Genomic DNA, 18,350 nt, shown 5'->3' on the forward strand with positions numbered 1-18,350 from the left:
ATGGCACTGACAGCATCAGTCAAGGAAGAACTTTCCCGTCTGGATATTAAGAAGTCCTCGGTCCGCAAGGCCGAGGTATCGGCCATGCTCCGCTTCGCCGGCGGGCTGCACATCATCTCGGGCCGGATTGTGATCGAGGCCGAAGTCGACCTCGCCTCGACCGCCCGGCGGCTGCGCGCGGCAATCGCCGAGGTATACGGCCACCAGAGCGAGATCATCGTCGTCTCGGGCGGCGGCCTGCGCCGCGGCAGCCGCTACGTGGTGCGCGTGGTGCGCGACGGTGAGGCCCTGGCCCGCCAGACCGGACTCCTGGACGCCCGCGGGCGCCCCGTGCGCGGCCTTCCGTCCGTAGTGGTGAACGGCTCCGCCGCGGACGCCGAGGCTGTCTGGCGCGGCGCCTTCCTGGCGCACGGCTCACTGACCGAGCCCGGCCGCTCCTCGGCCATGGAAGTCACGTGCCCCGGCCCCGAATCGGCACTGGCCCTCGTCGGCGCCGCCCGTCGCCTCGGCATCCAGGCCAAGGCCCGCGAGGTCAGGGGAGTGGACCGTGTGGTGATCCGCGACGGCGACACGATCGCCGCGCTGCTGACCCGCATGGGCGCCCACGACGCGCTCATGGTCTGGGAGGAACGCCGCATGCGCAAGGAAGTCCGCGCCACGGCCAACCGGCTCGCCAACTTCGACGACGCCAACCTGCGCCGTTCGGCGCAGGCCGCCGTCGCCGCCGGTGCCCGCGTGGACCGCGCCCTGGAAATCCTGGGTGACGACGTCCCGGACCACCTCAAGTACGCCGGCGAGCTGCGGGTCGCGCACAAGCAGGCCAGCCTGGATGAGCTTGGCCGCCTGGCCGACCCAATCATGACCAAGGACGCCATTGCCGGCCGGATCCGCCGGCTTTTGGCCATGGCGGACAAGCGGGCCCAGGATCTCGGCATCCCGGGCACGGAAGCCAATGTGACGCCGGAAATGCTCGACGACTAGCCCGCCCCTAGAATCAACAGCAGGAAAATACCGGGAATGGAAATACCCGGGAACCGCGGCGGGTTGTTGCCGTTGGATCCCACCGCAAATCTTCCGGATGCCCCGCATCCGGATGCACAATCCGAGAGTTACCAAACCGGACAACCCGTCCACGACATTGGAGGATTTTGTGACCGAGTACGTACTGCCAGAGCTCGACTATGACTACGCAGCGCTGGAACCGCACATCTCCGCGAAGATCATGGAGCTGCACCACAGCAAGCACCACGCCGCCTATGTGACCGGCGCCAACAACGCCCTCGCCCAGCTGGCCGAGGCGCGCGAAAAGGGCGACTTCGCCAACATCAACCGCCTCTCCAAGGACCTCGCGTTCCACACCGGCGGCCACATCAACCACTCCGTCTTCTGGAAGAACCTCTCCCCGGACGGTGGCGACAAGCCCGAGGGTGAGCTCGCTGCGGCCATCGACGACGCCTTCGGCTCGTTCGACGCGTTCCGTGCCCAGTTCAGCGCAGCGGCGCTGGGCCTGCAGGGCTCCGGCTGGGGCTTCCTGGCGTACGAGCCCATCGGCGGCAACCTCGTGATCGAGCAGCTCTACGATCAGCAGGGCAACGTCGCACTCGGCACAACCCCGCTGCTGATGCTGGACATGTGGGAGCACGCCTTCTACCTGGACTACGTCAACGTCAAGGCCGACTACGTCAAGGCCTTCTGGAACATCGTGAACTGGGCCGACGTCGCCAAGCGCTTCGACGCCGCCCGCAAGAACGCGACGGGTCTCATTACCCTCTAAGGGGTGACGGGATCGACTTCCGTTTGTAACAAACCTCACATTACGGGCCGTTCGGCCCGAAATGTGGACGGACTGCCCCTGCACTTGCGGGGGCAGTCCCGGTTAAACGTAAGATGGATCACGGAAGGCGGTTAGCCTTCAGCAATGTGGCTGGTCGCCCTCCGATCTGGTAATTATCTCTGCCCAATGGCGTGCGGGATCTGTTAGTTGGCTTGAACGCCTTCTCAACTAGTCGTGCTCGCAAAGAGCACCAAGGAGACTGAAAACGTGACGACCCGTATTGGCATCAACGGCTTTGGCCGTATCGGCCGCAACTACTTCCGCGCCGCCCTCGCACAGGGCGCAGATCTTGAGATTGTTGCGGTCAACGACCTCACCAGCCCGGAAGCCCTCGCTCACCTCTTCAAGTACGACTCCGTGGGCGGCCGGCTGGCCGAAACCATTGAGGTCAAGGACGGCAACATCGTCGTCGACGGCAACATCATCAAGGTCCTTGCCGAACGCGATCCCGCGAAGCTGCCCTGGGGCGAGCTCGGCGTCGACATCGTCATCGAGTCCACCGGTTTCTTCACGAAGGCCGCCGATGCGCAGAAGCACATCGACGCCGGCGCCAAGAAGGTCCTGATCTCCGCCCCCGCGTCGGATGAGGACATCACGATCGTGATGGGCGTCAACGACGGCCTGTACGACAGCGCCACGCACCACATCATCTCCAACGCCTCCTGCACCACCAACTGCCTCGGCCCGCTGGCCAAGGTCATCAACGACGCCTTCGGCATCGAGCGTGGCCTGATGACCACCATCCACGCCTACACGGCCGACCAGAACCTGCAGGACGGCCCGCACAAGGACCTCCGCCGCGCCCGCGCCGCTGCCATCAACATGGTGCCCACCTCCACCGGTGCCGCCAAGGCAATCGGCCTGGTCCTGCCGGAGCTCAAGGGCAAGCTCGACGGCTACGCCATCCGCGTGCCCGTCCCCACCGGCTCCGCCACGGACCTGACCGTCACGGTGTCCCGCGAGACCACCGTCGCTGAAGTCAACGCCGCCCTCAAGGCAGCATCCGAGACCGACGAGCTCAGGGGCCTGCTGACTTACACCGACGAGCCGATCGTCTCCTCGGACATCGTTGGCGACCCGGCGTCGTCCATCTTCGATTCGGGCCTGACCAAGGTGATCGGCGACCAGGTCAAGGTTGTGTCCTGGTATGACAATGAATGGGGCTACTCCAACCGCCTCGTGGACCTCACGGAGCTTGTCGCGTCCAAGCTGGGCTAGGGTAAGACTCATGACATTCCACACCCTCAACGAACTGATCGCTGATGGTGTCCGCGGGCGGTACGTTCTGGTCAGAAGTGACCTGAACGTGCCGCTCGACGGCTCTACAGTGACTGACGACGGCCGCATCAAGGCCTCCCTGCCAGTGCTGGCGAAGCTCACGGACGCCGGTGCCCGAGTGCTGGTCACAGCACACCTGGGCCGCCCCAAGGGCGCCCCGGAGGAGAAGTACTCACTCAAGCCCGCAGCCACGCGGCTGGCCGAGCTTGCCGGGTTCAAGGTCGCACTCGCCGGCGACACTGTCGGCGGGTCGGCCAAGGAGCTTTCCGCCGCGCTGCAGGACGGCGAGGCGCTGGTCCTGGAGAACGTGCGCTTCGACGCGCGCGAGACCTCCAAGGCTGACGCCGAACGCGGAGCCTTCGCCGACGAGCTGGTCGCCCTCACCGGTGACAACGGCGCCTTCGTCGATGATGCCTTCGGTGCCGTGCACCGCAAGCACGCCAGCGTGTACGACGTCGCCACGCGGCTGCCGTCCTACCAGGGCGACCTCGTCCGCACGGAGGTCGAGGTGCTGCGCAAGCTCACCGCCGACACCCAGCGGCCCTACGTCGTGGTCCTCGGCGGCTCCAAGGTCTCCGACAAGCTCGCTGTCATCGACAACCTCCTCGGCAAGGCTGACACGATCCTGGTGGGCGGCGGCATGCTGTTCACCTTCCTCGCCGCAGCGGGCCACAAGGTCGCGGCCAGCCTGCTCGAAGAGGACCAGATCCCGGTCGTGCAGGACTACCTGAAGCGGGCCGCGGACGCCGGTACCGAGTTCGTCGTGCCCACTGATGTTGTGGTGGCGGCCAAGTTCGCCGCCGACGCCGAGCACGAGACCGTCGCAGCCGACGCCRTCGAGTCGAGCAGCTTCGGAGCCCAGGGCATCGGGCTGGACATCGGGCCGGTATCGGCAGCGGCTTTCGCGGAACGGATCAAGGGCGCCAAGACGGTGTTCTGGAACGGTCCCATGGGCGTGTTCGAATTCGCGGCCTTCGCCGGCGGCACCCGGGCCATCGCCCAGGCGCTGACCGAGACGGACGCGTTCACGGTGGTTGGCGGCGGCGACTCCGCGGCGGCGGTCCGGACCCTCGGCTTCGCCGATGACCAGTTCGGCCACATTTCCACCGGCGGCGGCGCAAGCCTGGAGTACCTTGAAGGCAAGGAACTCCCCGGACTGAGCGTCCTGGACCGTTAGAAGCGCACTGACGGCTAGAAGCGCTGACCGCTAGAAGCAGCGGCGGCCGCCTGGCGACCTGACAGCGCCGGCCGCCAGCCCATCGAGCCGGCAGGGTGCCCTCCGCAAGGAGCCGGGCACCCTGCCGGCTGCTCTCATACAACAAGCACTCTTGGAGATCACGTGACCACGTCAACCAACGGTAAATTCGACCGCAAGCCCTTCATCGCCGGCAACTGGAAGATGAACATGGACCACGTCCAGGGCATCACCCTCCTGCAGAAGCTCGCGTGGACCCTGTCCGACGCCAAGCACGACTACAGCCGGGTGGAGGTCGCCGTCTTCCCGCCGTTCACGGATCTCCGCGGCGTCCAGACCCTTGTCCAGGGCGACGAGCTCGCCGTCGTCTATGGCGGCCAGGACCTCTCCCAGTTCGACTCCGGCGCCTACACGGGCGATATTTCCGGGCAGTTCCTGGCCAAGCTCGGCTGCAGTTACGCACTGGTCGGCCACAGCGAACGCCGCACCATCCACAACGAGTCCGACACCGTGCTCAACGCCAAGACCCAAGCCGCCTTCCGGCACGGCATCACCCCCGTCCTGTGTGTCGGCGAAGGCCTCGAGATCCGGCAGGCCGGCACCCATGTGGACCACACGCTCGCCCAGCTCCGCGCCGGCGTCGAAGGACTCACTCCGGAACAGGCTGCCGAGCTCGTTGTCGCCTACGAGCCCGTCTGGGCCATCGGCACCGGCGAAGTTGCCGGCCCGGAGGACGCTCAGGAAATGTGCGCAGCCATCCGTGCCGAACTGTCCACCCTCTTCGGAGCCGACGTTGCCGCCAAGACCCGGCTGCTCTACGGCGGCTCGGTCAAGGCCAACAACGCGGCCTCGATCCTGAAGGAACGCGACGTCGACGGCTTGCTGGTCGGCGGTGCCAGCCTGGACGCTGCCGAGTTTGCTAATATTGTCAGGTTCGAGAGTCACCTGTTGACGGATTAGTCCGGACACAGCCTGACCCCCGTAATCCAATTCTTCTGAAAGGCCGTCGTGGACGTTCTTCATGTCATTCTGCAGGTTCTCCTGGGCATCACCAGCCTCCTGCTGACGTTGCTCATCTTGCTCCATAAGGGACGCGGAGGCGGCCTGTCCGACATGTTCGGCGGCGGAATGAGTTCGGGCCTGAGCTCCTCCGGGGTCGCCGAACGCAACCTCAACCGGTTCACGGTCGTCCTGGGCATCACCTGGGGGGTCGTGATCATCGCCCTCGGCCTGCTCATGCGGTTCAGCACGGGCGCCGATTCCTAGGACGCCCGTCCGAAAACTTCATATGGGGTCCTTATGGCCCTCCCGGCATCGGGAACTCTCGATCTACACTGTGGCTGTCTTGCACACTTCCACCAGCTAAGTAGCAAGGAGTTCCCGATGCTGCATTCCGCTTCCGGATTCAAGGGAATCCGTGTAGGCGCCACGGAGGGGGCATCTCCCCGCCATGAGCCACTCAACGGGGCCGGCGTACGCCAGCCCCGTATTCGTGTCTCCTTCCGGTGCGCCAAGGGCCATGAAACCGCGCTTGTGTTCGCGCAACTGCCGGAGGAACAGATCCCCGGAGTCTGGGACTGCCGGMGCTGCGGCGGGACCGCAACCCGCGACGAAACAAAGTTTGCCCTGGAGGAAGYGCCCACCGAGGGCTTCAAGACGCACCTGGAATACGTTAAAGAGCGGCGCTCCAGCCAGGACGCCGAAGACGTGCTGGCCGGAGCGCTGGAACGGCTGCGCTCAGGACGGGCCCTTCCGGACGAGCTGCTCCGGGACCCGTGAGGCCGCGTTTTCGTCAATCAGCCACAGGGTTTCCCGGCGGCCGCGCGGCCCCGCCGCGGGAACCTGCACGGGATTGGCGCCGGCCAGCGCCAGTCCCACGGCGCCGGCCTTGTCGTCGCCGGCCACCACCATCCACACCTCTGATGCCGTATTGATCGCCGGCAACGTCAGCGACACCCGGGCCGGCGGCGGTTTGGGCGAGTTGTGGACGCCCACGACAGTCAGTTCCTTCTCCCGGATGCCGGCCTGCTCAGGGAAAAGCGACGCGACGTGCGCGTCCGGCCCGACGCCGAGGAGGACAATGTCCAGGCGTGGGAGCCGCGCCGGAAGTTCCGGCCTGTCGTCTGACATGTCCGCGGCGTGTTCAGCGGCTGCCGCCTCAGCGAGGCGGCGCGCGTAGTCCGCGGCCGCTTCATCCGGGCTGTCGAAGTCATCGGTGGAACCAGGCACATGGACGCGCGCCGGATCAACGCTGATATGGGACAGGAGGGCCTCCTGCGCCTGCCGGGCGTTGCGCTCGGCGTCGTCGGCCGCGACGAAGCGCTCGTCACCCCACCAGAAGTTCACCTTGGACCAGTCGACGGCCGGCGCCGCCGGTGATTCGGCCACGGCCTTCAGCGAGCCGATGCCCATTGTGCCCCCGGTAAGCACCACCGTGGCTTCGCCGTGCCGGTCCTGGATATCCACGAGCTTGGTGATCAGGCGGGCTGCGATCGCAGCCATCAGGACGGACGAGTCAGGATGGATGCTTACTCTCGGGTCAGCGCTCACTGGGACGGACACTCCTTAGATTGGTACGTGGCAGTCCCATAGTAATCACTTCGCCGAAGACTTCGTCCGGGTCCAGGCGGCGGAGCTCTTCGGCGAGGCAGTCTTTGAGGCTGCGCCGCGGCAGGGAGATCCGCTGCGCGGGCTGGCCGGGCTGGGTCAGTTCCGCGATGGTGAGTCCGGGCCGGAAGAGCTGGATGTCGCCGCCGGGCCGGGTCAGCCGGACGCGGCGGATGCCGGTTCCGGCCGGGTCGGCCACGATCGTGACGGGAACGTCCAGGGCCAGAGTCAGCCAGGCCGCGAGCAGCACGGTGCTGGGGGAGTCCGAGGCGCCCTCGACGGCGACGGCCGTGACCGGCGAGTCGTCCGCCTGGTCCAGAACCGCGGCCAGCTGGATGCGCCAGTTGGTCAGGCGGGTCCAGGCGAGGTCCGTGTCGCCGGCCTTGTAGGTGCGGCGGATGTTCTCCAGCGCCGCGACGGGATCCGCTTCGTTGGCCGAGTCGGTGATCCGGCGGTGCGCGATGCCCCCGACCGAGGTCTGGCAGGCATTCCTGGGCGCGCCGTGCGGCCACCAGGCCACGATCGGGGCGTCCGGGAGCAGCAGGGCCGCGACAAGGGATTCGCTTTCCTCGGCGAGTTCGCCGTAGCCGCGCAGCAGGATGACCTCGGAGGCCCCGGCGTCGCCGCCGACGCGGATCTGAGCGTCGAGCCGGGTCGGGGCCGAGGCACCGGCGTCGGCGAGGACGATGATCCGGCACGGGTGTTCCCGGCTGGCCTCGTTGGCGGCCTCGATGGCCTCTTCCTCGAGCCCGGAGCGGGTGACGACCACAAGGGTCAGCACCCGGCCCAGGGCGATCACGCCGCCCTGCTCGCGCAGGGCCATGATCTTCTTGGAGATCTTGGAGGTGGTGGTATCGGGAAGATCTACGATCATGGCCTTCTCCAGGTTCGTCCGTCGCGGGCAAGGAGCTCATCGGCMGAGGCGGGGCCCCAGCTGCCGGGAGCGTAGGGCTGGGGCTGTTCGTCCAGGCCGGCCCAGTAGTCCTCGAACGGGTCCAGGATCTTCCAGGACAGCTCGACTTCCTGGTGCCGGGGGAACAGCGGCGGTTCGCCCAGCAGCACGTCCAGGATGAGCCGTTCGTAGGCTTCGGGGCTGGACTCGGTGAAGGAGTGCCCGTAGCCGAAGTCCATGGTGACGTCGCGGACCTCCATCTGGGTGCCCGGGACCTTGGACCCGAACCGGATCGTGGCGCCCTCGTCGGGCTGGACCCGGATCACCACGGCGTTCTGGCCGAAGTCGTCCTCGCTGTGGTCGCGGAAGAGCAGGTTCGGTGCGCGCTTGAACACGACGGCGATTTCCGTCACCCGGCGGCCCAGCCGCTTGCCGGCACGCAGGTAGAACGGCACGCCGGACCAGCGCCGGGTATTGATGTCCACCCGGATCGCGGCAAACGTCTCGGTCTTGGAATCGGCCGGGATGCCGTCTTCCTCCAGGTACCCGAGGACTTCCTCGCCGCCCTGCCAGCCGCCGGTGAACTGGCCGCGGGCGGAGTGGGTGGAGAGGTCGTGGGGGAGCCTGACGGCGGCCAGGACCTTTTCCTTCTCGGCCCGCAGGTCATCGGCGTTGAAGGAGATCGGCTCTTCCATGGCCGTCAGGGCCAACAGCTGGAGCAGGTGGTTCTGGATGACGTCGCGGGCCGCGCCCACGCCGTCGTAGTAGCCTGCCCGGCCGCCGGTGCCGATGTCCTCGGCCATGGTGATCTGGACGTGGTCAACATAGTTGCCGTTCCAGAGCGGCTCGAAGAGCTGGTTTGCGAAGCGCAGCGCCAGGATGTTCTGCACCGTCTCCTTGCCCAGGTAGTGATCGATCCGGAAGACCGCGTCCGGCGGGAACACCGACTCGACGATGTCGTTGAGCTGGCGGGCCGATGCGAGGTCGTGTCCGAACGGTTTTTCGATCACGACGCGGCGCCAGTTGTCGCCCGCGGCCTGGGCCAGTCCGTGCTTGGAGAGCTGGCGGCAGACCTGCTCGAAGGCCTTCGGCGGGATCGAGAGGTAGAACGCGTGGTTGCCCCGGGTCCCGCGCTGCTCGTCGAGCTCATCGATCGTGTCGGAGAGCCGCTTGAACGCGTCGTCGTCGTCGAACTCGCCCTGCACGAAGCGGATGCCCTCGGAGAGCTGCTTCCAGACCGTCTCATCGAACGGGGTGCGGGCGTAGGCCTTGACGGACTCCTTGACCTCCGCGGCGAAGTCCTCGTTCTCCCACTCCCGGCGGGCAAAGCCCACCAGGGCGAAGCTCGGCGGCAGCAGCCCGCGGTTGGCGAGGTCATACACAGCCGGCATCAGCTTCTTGCGGGCGAGGTCCCCGGTCACCCCGAACAGGACCAGCGATGCCGGCCCGGCAATACGGTTCAGACGGCGGTCACGGGGGTCCCGGAGCGGATTGCGCCCCCGGCCGGCCGTGTTCCTGCCGCCGTTGTAGGTTTCTGGCATGGTTGCGTGAGTGCCTTAGCTTTCAGTGGGGGATGCTGCCCGGCCGGCAAGGGAGGTGACGAGCTCCTGGAGCTGCTTCACACCCGCAGAGCGGTCGGTCAGGTGCAGCCGGAGGACCGGGCGGCCGTGCTCGGAGAGGACCTGGGCATCGCCTGCGGCCTGCGCCGAGATCAGCTCGCCGAACGTAAAGGGCCGGTCCGGGATGGCGAGGTCCGTCGCGGAAGCGGCCGTGACCTGCAGGAAGACGCCGATCGCGGGTCCGCCCTTGTGGAACTGGCCGGTGGAGTGCAGGAACCGCGGGCCCCAGCCGAACGTGACAGGGCGCCCGCTGACAGCAGCCAGTTCGTCCCGGACACCTTCGAGGCTGGCGTAAGCGAGCCGGTCGAAATAAGCCTGGACGCTGAGGTAGCTGTCCGGGCCGAGTTCGGCCAGCAGGGCGCTGACGGCTTCTTCCGCGGTGTCGGCGTCGGCGACCCACTCACCGCCACGGACCTCGATGGCGCCGTCGGTGAAGTTCGCCGGCGTCGGCTCGGGCTGTGCGTCCAGCAGGCCGCGCGCGGCGATCTTGGCTGCCTCGACGTCGGGCTGGTCGAACGGGTTGATGCCCAGCAGGCGGCCGGCCACGGCGGTGGCGAACTCCCACACCATCATCTGTGTGGGCAGGCCACCGGCAATGGCGACCTCGTTCTCGCCAAGCTGCACGTCGGCTTCCGCCGCGACGAGCCGGACGACGAGGACATCGGCAGCGCCGAGGGTGGCTTCCGGGGAGGCAGGACCGGCGACGACCGGCAACACGCCGGTGCCAAGCTTGCCTGTGGATTCGGCGATGAGCTGTTCGGCCCAGTCGGCGAAGCCCACGATCCCGGACCCGTCCTCCGCGATGACGATCTTGTTGCGCAGCGGGTTGGTGCCGCCCAGGGCGGTGCCCAGGGCGAGGCCGATGTTGTCCTCCGAGTCCTCATTGAGGATCTCGGCGGCTTCTTCCGCTTCATCCAGGAAAGCCTGGATGTCCACTCCGGCCAGCCCGCAGGGGACCAGCCCGAAGGCCGTCAGGGCCGAGAAACGGCCACCGACGTTGGGATCGGCGTTGAAGACGGCGCGGTAGCCGGCCTCCCTGGAAGCCTTGTCCAGCGGCGAACCCGGGTCGGTGACGATGACAATGCGGCTCTTCGCGTCGACGCCGGCATCCGTGAACGCCTGCTCGAAGATCCGGCGCTGGGAATCAGTTTCCACGGTGGAGCCGGACTTGGATGAGACGACGATGGCCGTTTCGGCCAGACGGTCCGCCAATGCGGCACTGACCTGTTCGGGGTCGGTGCTGTCAAGAACAGTCAGCTCGACGCCAGCGGTGCCCGCGATGACTTCAGGCGCCAGCGAGGAGCCGCCCATGCCGCAGAGCACGATCCGAGTAACGCCCTCGGCCTTCAGCGCATCGCGGAGTTCCAGAATGTCGCTGACCAGTGGCTGGGAGACGGCAGCCGCCTCGACCCAGCCCAACCGGACAGCGGATTCCTGCTCTGCGTCCGGACCCCACAGGGTGTGGTCCTTCGCGAAGATCCGGGTGGCGATGCGGTCCTCCAGCAGTGCCGGAAGGTGCTGCTCATGTGCCTGGCGGGCTGCGCCGGTGGCGTCGTAGCTGAGTGTGCTCATGATGGGTTAGGAAGCCTTCCGTGCAGAGGCCAGGGCGCCTTCGACGTCACCCAGCAGTTCCTTCCAGCTGGCCACGAACTTGTCCAGGCCTTCTGATTCGAGCAGGGCGACGACGTCGTTGTACGAAATCCCGAGCGCGTCGAGGGAGTTCAGTGTGGCGTTGGCGTCGTCATAACCGCGGGTGACGGTGTCGCCCGTGACGGTGCCGTGGTCGAACGTGGCGTCGAGGGTCTTCTCCGGCATGGTGTTCACCACGCCGGGGGCGACGAGTTCCGTGACGTACAGGGTGTCCGGGTAGGCCGGGTCCTTCACGCCGGTGGAGGCCCAGAGCGGGCGCTGCGGCAGGGCGCCGGCCTCGGCCAGGAGGGCCCAGCGTTCGGTGGAGAAGAGCTCTTCATAGACCTGGTAGGCCAGGCGGGCGTTGGCCAGGCCGGCCTTGCCCTTGAGTGCCTTGGCTTCGTCGGTGCCGATGGAGTTGAGGCGCTTGTCGATTTCGGCATCGACGCGGGAGACGAAGAAGGACGCGACCGAGTGGATCTTGGACAGGTCGTGGCCGTTGTCCTTGGCCTGCTCGAGGCCGGACTGGAAGGCGTTGATCACGGCGCGGTAGCGTTCCAGCGAGAAGATCAGGGTCACGTTGACGCTGATGCCCTCGGCCAGGGTGGCCGTGATGGCCTCGAGGCCTTCGAGGGTTGCCGGGATCTTGATCAGGACGTTGTCCTTGTTGACCTTCTTGTAGAGGTGCTTCGCTTCGGCGATGGTGCCGGCGGTGTCCCAGGCCAGGCGGGGGTCCACCTCGATGGAGACGCGGCCGTCGACACCCTTGGAAGCCGCGGCGACGGGGGCGAACAGGTCGCAGGCGTCGGCCACGTCGGTGGTGGTGATTTCGAAGACGGTCTCTTCAACGGTGGCGCCGGCGGCGGCCTGTGCGGCGATGACGGCGTCGTAGTCGTGGCCTGTGGTGATGGCGGCGTGGAAGATGGACGGGTTGGTGGTGACGCCAACGACGTTCTTCTCTTCGATGAGCTTGCGCAGCGTGCCGGTCTTCAGGCGGCCGCGGGAGAGATCATCGAGCCAGATCGAGACGCCGGCGTCGGAGAGCTGCTGTGTGGGGGTAGTCATTTCATAACTCCTGGAAATCATGGGTTCCGGGGGCACAGGTCCCCCGGAACCGTGGGGTTGGATCAGTTTGTGAGGCCGGCCAGGGATTCCTTGGCGGCGGCAGCGACTGCTTCTGCCGTAATGCCGAATTCCTGGAAGAGGCGCTTGTAGTCAGCGGACGCGCCAAAGTGCTCGAGGGAGATGGAACGGCCGGCGTCGCCGACGAATTCCTTCCAGCCCAGTGCCAGTCCGGCCTCGACGGAGACGCGCGCCTTCACGGCAGGGGGCAGCACGGCGTCGCGGTAGGCGGCGTCCTGCTTGTTGAACCACTCCACGCAGGGCATCGACACCACACGGGTGGGGATGCCCTCGGCCTGCAGGGTTTCGCGGGCGTTGACGGCCAGCTGGACCTCGGAGCCGGTGCCGATCAGGATGACCTGGGCTTCGACGGTGTTGCCGTCCTTGGATGCCTCGGCCAGGACGTAGCCGCCCTTTTCGACGCCGGCGGTGGAGCCGAAGGTGTCGCCGTCGGCCTGGCCCGTGCCGCGGGCGTACGTGGGGATGTTCTGCCGGGTCAGGACGATCCCGGCGGGGTTTTCGTGGTTTTCCAGCATGGCCTTCCAGGCCGCGGCGACCTCGTTCGCATCCCCGGGGCGGACGACGTCCAGGCCCGGGATGGCGCGCAGGGAGGCGAGCTGCTCGACGGGCTGGTGGGTGGGGCCGTCCTCGCCCAGGCCGATCGAGTCGTGCGTCCAGACATACAGCGACGGCACGCCCATGAGGGCGCCGAGCCGGATCGCGGGGCGCTGGTAGTCGGAGAAGATCAGGAACGTGCCGGAGAACGCCCGGGTCCGCCCGTGCAGGGAGATGCCGTTCACGATCGACGCGGCGGCGTGCTCACGGATGCCGAAGTGCAGGACCCGGCCGTAGGGGTTGCCCTTCCACGCAGCGGTGGACCGGGACGCCGGGATGAACGAGGGCGAGCCTTCGATCGTGGTGTTGTTCGACTCGGCGAGGTCGGCGGAGCCGCCCCAGAGTTCGGGCATGACCGGGCCGATCGCGTTCAGGACCTTACCGGACGCGGCCCGGGTGGAAACGTCCTTGCCTGCTTCGAAGACCGGCAGTGCGGCCTCGAACTCGCCCGGGAGCTTCTTGGCTTCGACGCGTTCCAGCAGGGCCGCGGCCTCGGGATTGCCGGCCTGCCACGCCTCGAACGAGGCCTGCCAGTCGGTGCGGGCGGCGGCGCCACGGTCCTGAACGGCCCGGGCGTGGGCCAGGACGTCCTCGTCGACCTGGAAGGCGCGTTCCGGGTCGAAGCCCAGGACCTTCTTCAGGGCGGCGACTTCCTCCGCGCCCAGGGCCGAGCCGTGGATCTTGCCGGTGTTCTGCTTCTTCGGCGCCGGGTATCCGATGATGGTCCGCAGCGAGATGATGGAGGGCTTGCCGGTTTCGGCCTTCGCGGCGAGCAGCGCGGCGTGCAGCTCGGCCACGTCCTCGACGTATTCGCCGGTCCGGGTCCAGTCGACCCGCTGGGTGTGCCAGCCGTAGGCCTCGTAGCGGGCCAGGACGTCCTCGGTGAACGCCACATCGGTGTCGTCCTCGATCGAGATGTGGTTCTCGTCGTAAATCACCACGAGGTTGCCGAGTTCCTGGTGTCCGGCGAGTGAGGACGCCTCGGAGGTCACGCCTTCCTGCAGGTCGCCGTCGGAGGCGATCACCCAGATGGTGTGGTCGAACGGGCTCGTGCCGGCGGGAGCGTCGGCGTCGAACAACCCGCGCATGCGGCGCTGGGAATATGCGAAGCCGACCGCGGAGGCCAGGCCCTGGCCCAGCGGGCCGGTGGTGATCTCCACACCCTTGGTGTGCTTGTATTCCGGGTGGCCGGGGGTCAGCGAGCCCCAGGTCCGCAGCGCCTCCAGGTCCTTCAGTTCCAGCCCGTAGCCGGAGAGGAACAGCTGGATGTAGAGGGTCAGGGACGTGTGCCCGGGGGACAGGACGAACCGGTCACGGCCCAGCCAGTCGGGGTTTGCCGGGTCATGGCGCATCAGCTTCTGGAACAACAAGTACGCGGCCGGTGCCAGACTCATTGCCGTCCCCGGGTGGCCGTTTCCGACTTTCTCCACCGCATCTGCGGCCAGCACCCGGACCGTGTCCACCGCACGCTGGTCCAAGTTAGTCCATGACAGTTCTTGCTCTTCCAAATGTGGCACGAAAACCGGGCCCCTCTCTGTGCTGACGGCCGGCGGTACGCTCTATTTCCCGCCCCGGGCACAGTTCGGTGCCCGCTGCGGTTCGTACCAGCCGTTCACCATCGAAACGTTGATCTATCATTCAGACGCAGATGCAGAGCCGCCTGTACCGGCAATTGCCTGTATGCGTGCCCGTGTGCGCTGATCTAAGGACAGCCTAGTCCCATTCCACTTTGTGGTCAGCGTATATCTCACCAATTGGACGGGATTTCGCTTATATGAATCACCGTCCGCCGTTGCGCCTGTGAGCAAGCGTTAACGCGCCGGAATCATGGGCGCTGTTCGGCGGCCCGGATGCCCGGAGCTCCACGGTATGATGGGTGGTGGCCTTCGACTGGGGCAAAGATACGGGCGTGCGCCGAGCACGGAGCCCGATCTGCAGCCAAACGAGTTGCGAAATCCACCCGGGGCTGCCCAGCCAGACAGAACTGCACAGCCAGACAGAACAGAGTGACTGCCACCGTGAGCACAACTAATACGCCGCTGAACGCCTCGCCGGCCTCGGGACGAATGGGCTTCGGCCGCAAAGCCAAGGCCTACCTGGCGCTCACGAAACCCCGCGTCATCGAGCTCCTCCTCGTCAGCACGCTGCCCACCATGATCTATGCCGAACGTGGCTTCCCGTCGATCGGCCTGATCCTGGCGACGCTTGTGGGCGGGGCATTTGCGGCGGGCTCCGCAGGTGCCTTCAACTGTTACATCGACCGCGACATTGACAAGCTCATGCACCGCACGGAGAACCGGCCGCTGGTCACCGGTGAGGTCACCCCTCGCGAAGCACTCATCTTCTCCTGGCTGCTGGGCGCCGCGGCGATCGCGATCCTCTGGTTCGGGGCCAACCCGCTCTCCGCGTGGCTGGGACTCGGCGCCATCGTCTTCTACGTCGTGATCTACACCATGATCCTCAAACGTCGCACGGCCCAGAACATTGTCTGGGGCGGCGCCGCGGGGTGCTTCCCTGTCCTGATTGCCTGGGCCGCCGTCACCAACACCGTCGAGTGGCCCGCCGTCGTGCTGTTCATGGTGATCTTCCTCTGGACCCCGCCGCACTACTGGCCGCTGTCGATGCGCTACGGCGAGGACTACCGCAACGCCAACGTGCCCATGCTGGGCGCAATCGCCGGTGCAAAGGTGGTCTCGGTGCAGGTGGTCCTCTACGCGTGGGCCATGGTGGCGTGTTCGCTGCTGATGATCCCGGCCGGCGGCGCCGGCTGGGTCTACACGGTGACCGCCGTCGCGGCCGGTGGCTGGTTCCTGTACGAGTCGCACGCACTGTACAACCGCGCCCAGTCCGGCGACGTCTCCAACAAGGGAGCCATGAAGGTCTTCCACGGCTCCATCAGCTACCTGACGCTGCTCTTCATTGCCCTGGCCGTCGACCCGTTTGTCGGCTCGGCCGTCATGGGCGGCTGAGGCCTCCCCGTCCGTCTAGCCGACGCTCCCTCACCAGTGGTGGGGGAGCGTCAGCCGTATCCGGGCATGGTCCTTACGGCCAGGGGATACCCGTACGAACCGACCAGTCAACACCTGGCGAAGTAACACAGAACAGTCCCGACCCGACGAATCAACGCCGGACAGGGAGCGCAACCTCAGGGGGAGCCAGTGATCAACCGCAGCGATGTACTCCAGGCAGAGAGCCGCATCAGCGGCTACGTTCGGCGCACGCCTTTGCTTCGCGGGGGTACCGCCGCCGCTCCTCTCTGGTTCAAATGCGAGTTCCTGCAGCACACCGGCGTTTTCAAGGCCCGGGGCGCCTTCAACCGGCTCCTCGCTGCCCGGGAGCGCGGGGAACTCAACCCCGGCGTCGGGGTGGTGGCGGCGTCGGGCGGTAACGCGGGCCTCGCGAACGCCTACGCCGCGGCGGCACTCGGTGTTCCGGCGACAGTGTTCGTTCCGGAGAACGCCCCGCGCGTGAAGGTGGAGCGTCTTCTCGCGTACAACGCGACGGTCCGGAAGGTCGGCGCCGAGTACGCGGAAGCCTTCGCCGCCGCCACGGAATACGTGGAAGAAAGCGGTGCCCTGTTCTGCCATGCGTACGACCAGCTCGAAATCGCCGCCGGCGCAGGCACGGTCGCCGAAGAGATCCTCAAGGACGAGCCCGGCATCGACACGATCCTCGTCGCCGTCGGCGGCGGCGGACTGTATGCAGGAGTCGCGGCAGCGGCCGAGGGCCGGGCGCGCGTCGTCGCGGTTGAACCCTTCAACATCCCCACGCTGCACGCCGCCCTATCCGCCGGCCACCCGGTCGATGTGGCCGTTTCCGGAGTCGCCGCGGATTCCCTGGGTGCCCGGCGGGTGGGCGAGATCGCCTTCAGCATCGCGTCGCGTGTCCCTCCGACCTCCGTGCTGGTGGATGACGCCGCCATTGTCGCCGCCCGGTCCCAGCTGTGGAGCGACTACCGGATCCCCGCCGAATACGGCGCGGCGGCGGCGTTTGCTGCGCTCACGTCAGGGGCGTACACGCCCCGCGAAGGCGAACGCGTGGCAGTGATCGTCTGCGGCGCGAACACCGATCCTTGCACGCTGGAGAGCTCTCCCGGCGCCGGCGCCGCGGCTGCGCTGCGTACCGGCTGAACCGGCGAGCGAACTAGCGCGTGAGCGGCGCCGTGCCGTTGCAGACCGGTCAGGGCTGCGAACCTGCCTAGTCCGCGGATGTCACTCCGCCCTGTCCGGGTGCTGTCTGGGCGCAGCCTGCCCGGAAACGGCGGCGCTGCCGGCCTTCTGCTGGTCCTGCTGGTTCCGCTGGTCCCGAGCAACGTAATGCCGGTCGAAGCGATCCCGCGCGATCCGTCCCAGCCTTTCGACTGTGTGCCAGCTGATGACCGCGATGAGCAGGGTCAACGCGATGGCCGACACCGCGATGAGCGGCGGCAGATCGGCTGTCGAGCCGCCATTGAGCCACAGAATGACGACGTAGTTCCACAGGTACGCGGCGTAGGACACGGTGCCCAGCATCTGCACCGGGCGCGTCCACTTCGGCATCGCTGCCGTGCGGGAGGCGGCCAGGGCGACCAGGACGGCTGAGGCAGCCATGGCCAGCGGGCCGCCAAGGAAGATGAAAGCCGGTGTTTCGTTTGCCTTGGGGAAGAAGATCAGCCCGGCCAGGACGGCGGCGGAACCGCAGAGAGCCGCACGCCTGAAGCCGTGGCCGGTGAACCAGCTGAACACGTGGACCCTGTACAGCCGCAGGGCCGAACCGACGATCAGCCCCAGGCCCCACGTTGTGGGCAGCGCGTAGACCAGTGAGTGGAGTTGCGGCGCCAGGGTCGCCATGGCCATCACGCTCGCCGCCATGAAGAACAGGGCGACGGCGGCGGAGAAGCCAATCAGCCGGCCCTGGCGGTTGCGTCGCAGGGCGAGCACGAGCAGCGCTGGCCAGATCAGGTAGAACTGTTCTTCCACCGCCAGCGTCCAGAGTGGTCCGATCGCCATGCTCACGTCGAACGGCAGGGGCAGGTCTTTGAGATAGCCAAGCCCGGCGAGGACGGTGTACCCCACGATTCCCTTTGACCGGTCCCCAAGGACGTCGGTGGCCAGTTCGACGATCGCGTACACGCCCAGGAATGAGATCAGTGCCGGCACCAGCCGGAAGGCCCTGTGCGCATAGAAACGGCCGTAGCGAATTTTTCGGTGCCGTTCGATATCCCGGACCAGCACGTTAGTGATCAAGTAACCGCTCAGCACGAAGAAGGCAATGACGCCAACTATGCCGGCGCCTTGAAATATGCCCGGCCAGGAATGTCCCAGCAGGACGGCCCCGACGGCAGCCCCGCGGAGCACGTCCAGGCCGTCAAGCCGTGGGCGAGGTGCGGTTTGCTGGGCTGCCCTTGCGGGTCTTTCGCCGACTAGTAACGTCACATATCCTCCAGTGCCTCTATCTGGCCAGTTCCGATTCCAGCTGCATCAAGGCAAAACCGAGCCGTCCTACTTTCCATGAATGCGAGTGCGGCGCAGTCCTGCGCCGTATCCAAGTATCCCCGACTTCGCTGGACAAAACCTGACC

The 18,350-nt window shown here is 66.9% G+C and carries 16 protein-coding genes; 9 read left to right on the forward strand and 7 right to left on the reverse strand.

The window, feature by feature from the left end; translation table 11 throughout:
- The 7 genes from whiA (at nt 1) to AC1DR1_RS10335 (ending at nt 6,086) form a co-directional block, all read left to right on the forward strand.
- Nucleotides 1-981 carry a DNA-binding protein WhiA gene (whiA, locus tag AC1DR1_RS10305; protein ID WP_229992640.1) on the forward strand — a complete coding sequence of 327 codons (981 nt, stop codon included), beginning with the start codon at nt 1-3 and terminating at the stop codon, nt 979-981.
- A 169-nt stretch (nt 982-1,150) separates the two neighbouring features.
- Complete coding sequence (locus tag AC1DR1_RS10310; RefSeq protein WP_090956088.1) at nt 1,151-1,774, forward strand: superoxide dismutase; 624 nt, start codon at nt 1,151-1,153, stop codon at nt 1,772-1,774.
- A 267-nt stretch (nt 1,775-2,041) separates the two neighbouring features.
- Nucleotides 2,042-3,052: a type I glyceraldehyde-3-phosphate dehydrogenase gene (gene gap, locus AC1DR1_RS10315; protein WP_091561639.1), complete on the forward strand. Its 1,011-nt coding sequence runs from the start codon at nt 2,042-2,044 to the stop codon at nt 3,050-3,052.
- Nucleotides 3,053-3,062: 10 nt separating this feature from the next.
- Complete coding sequence (locus AC1DR1_RS10320) at nt 3,063-4,289, forward strand: phosphoglycerate kinase (RefSeq protein WP_476992554.1); 1,227 nt, start codon at nt 3,063-3,065, stop codon at nt 4,287-4,289.
- A gap of 162 nt (nt 4,290-4,451) precedes the next feature.
- Nucleotides 4,452-5,267, forward strand: coding sequence for a triose-phosphate isomerase (gene tpiA / locus AC1DR1_RS10325; RefSeq protein WP_229992638.1), 816 nt, complete (start codon nt 4,452-4,454; stop codon nt 5,265-5,267).
- 48 nt (nt 5,268-5,315) lie between these two features.
- Complete coding sequence (gene secG / locus AC1DR1_RS10330; RefSeq protein WP_229992637.1) at nt 5,316-5,573, forward strand: preprotein translocase subunit SecG; 258 nt, start codon at nt 5,316-5,318, stop codon at nt 5,571-5,573.
- 117 nt (nt 5,574-5,690) lie between these two features.
- Nucleotides 5,691-6,086 (forward strand): RNA polymerase-binding protein RbpA, encoded by a 396-nt coding sequence (locus AC1DR1_RS10335; RefSeq protein ID WP_476992555.1) that lies wholly within the window; start codon nt 5,691-5,693, stop codon nt 6,084-6,086.
- On the opposite strand, the gene pgl is transcribed toward AC1DR1_RS10335, so the two are convergent.
- From pgl to tkt, 6 genes are all read right to left on the reverse strand, one after another.
- Complete coding sequence (pgl, locus tag AC1DR1_RS10340) at nt 6,045-6,857, reverse strand: 6-phosphogluconolactonase (protein WP_290369322.1); 813 nt, start codon at nt 6,855-6,857, stop codon at nt 6,045-6,047. The genes AC1DR1_RS10335 and pgl overlap by 42 nt on opposite strands.
- Nucleotides 6,847-7,788 carry a glucose-6-phosphate dehydrogenase assembly protein OpcA gene (locus AC1DR1_RS10345; protein ID WP_229992636.1) on the reverse strand — a complete coding sequence of 314 codons (942 nt, stop codon included), beginning with the start codon at nt 7,786-7,788 and terminating at the stop codon, nt 6,847-6,849. Before AC1DR1_RS10345 ends, pgl begins: the two co-directional genes overlap by 11 nt.
- Nucleotides 7,785-9,347: a glucose-6-phosphate dehydrogenase gene (gene zwf / locus AC1DR1_RS10350; protein ID WP_229992635.1), complete on the reverse strand. Its 1,563-nt coding sequence runs from the start codon at nt 9,345-9,347 to the stop codon at nt 7,785-7,787. The genes AC1DR1_RS10345 and zwf overlap by 4 nt, the downstream gene beginning before the upstream one ends.
- Before the next feature lie 15 nt (nt 9,348-9,362).
- Nucleotides 9,363-10,997: a glucose-6-phosphate isomerase gene (locus tag AC1DR1_RS10355; RefSeq protein ID WP_229992634.1), complete on the reverse strand. Its 1,635-nt coding sequence runs from the start codon at nt 10,995-10,997 to the stop codon at nt 9,363-9,365.
- 6 nt (nt 10,998-11,003) lie between these two features.
- A complete protein-coding gene (gene tal / locus AC1DR1_RS10360; RefSeq protein ID WP_229992633.1) occupies nt 11,004-12,119 on the reverse strand; it encodes a transaldolase in 1,116 nt (371 codons plus the stop codon).
- Between the two features lie 62 nt (nt 12,120-12,181).
- Complete coding sequence (gene tkt, locus AC1DR1_RS10365) at nt 12,182-14,299, reverse strand: transketolase (RefSeq protein ID WP_229992632.1); 2,118 nt, start codon at nt 14,297-14,299, stop codon at nt 12,182-12,184.
- 498 nt (nt 14,300-14,797) lie between these two features.
- On the opposite strand from tkt, the gene AC1DR1_RS10370 reads away from it, so the two are divergent.
- Nucleotides 14,798-15,760, forward strand: a complete 963-nt coding sequence (locus AC1DR1_RS10370) for a heme o synthase (RefSeq protein WP_229992631.1) — start codon at nt 14,798-14,800, stop codon at nt 15,758-15,760.
- Between the two features lie 189 nt (nt 15,761-15,949).
- Complete coding sequence (locus AC1DR1_RS10375) at nt 15,950-16,921, forward strand: threonine/serine dehydratase (protein ID WP_229992630.1); 972 nt, start codon at nt 15,950-15,952, stop codon at nt 16,919-16,921.
- Nucleotides 16,922-17,002: 81 nt separating this feature from the next.
- Here AC1DR1_RS10375 and AC1DR1_RS10380 read toward each other — a convergent pair whose 3' ends face one another.
- Nucleotides 17,003-18,205: an acyltransferase family protein gene (locus tag AC1DR1_RS10380; protein WP_229992629.1), complete on the reverse strand. Its 1,203-nt coding sequence runs from the start codon at nt 18,203-18,205 to the stop codon at nt 17,003-17,005.
- Between the last annotated feature and the right edge of the window lie 145 nt (nt 18,206-18,350).

The sequence above is a fragment of the Arthrobacter sp. P4_F10 genome (assembly GCF_056401435.1).

Coding starts and splice junctions, on each gene's coding strand:
- whiA (WP_229992640.1), top strand. CDS start 1: ATGGCACTGACAGCATCAGTCAAGGAAGAACTTTCCCGTCTGGATATT.
- AC1DR1_RS10345 (WP_229992636.1), bottom strand. CDS start 7,788: ATGATCGTAGATCTTCCCGATACCACCACCTCCAAGATCTCCAAGAAG.
- AC1DR1_RS10355 (WP_229992634.1), bottom strand. CDS start 10,997: ATGAGCACACTCAGCTACGACGCCACCGGCGCAGCCCGCCAGGCACAT.
- tal (WP_229992633.1), bottom strand. CDS start 12,119: ATGACTACCCCCACACAGCAGCTCTCCGACGCCGGCGTCTCGATCTGG.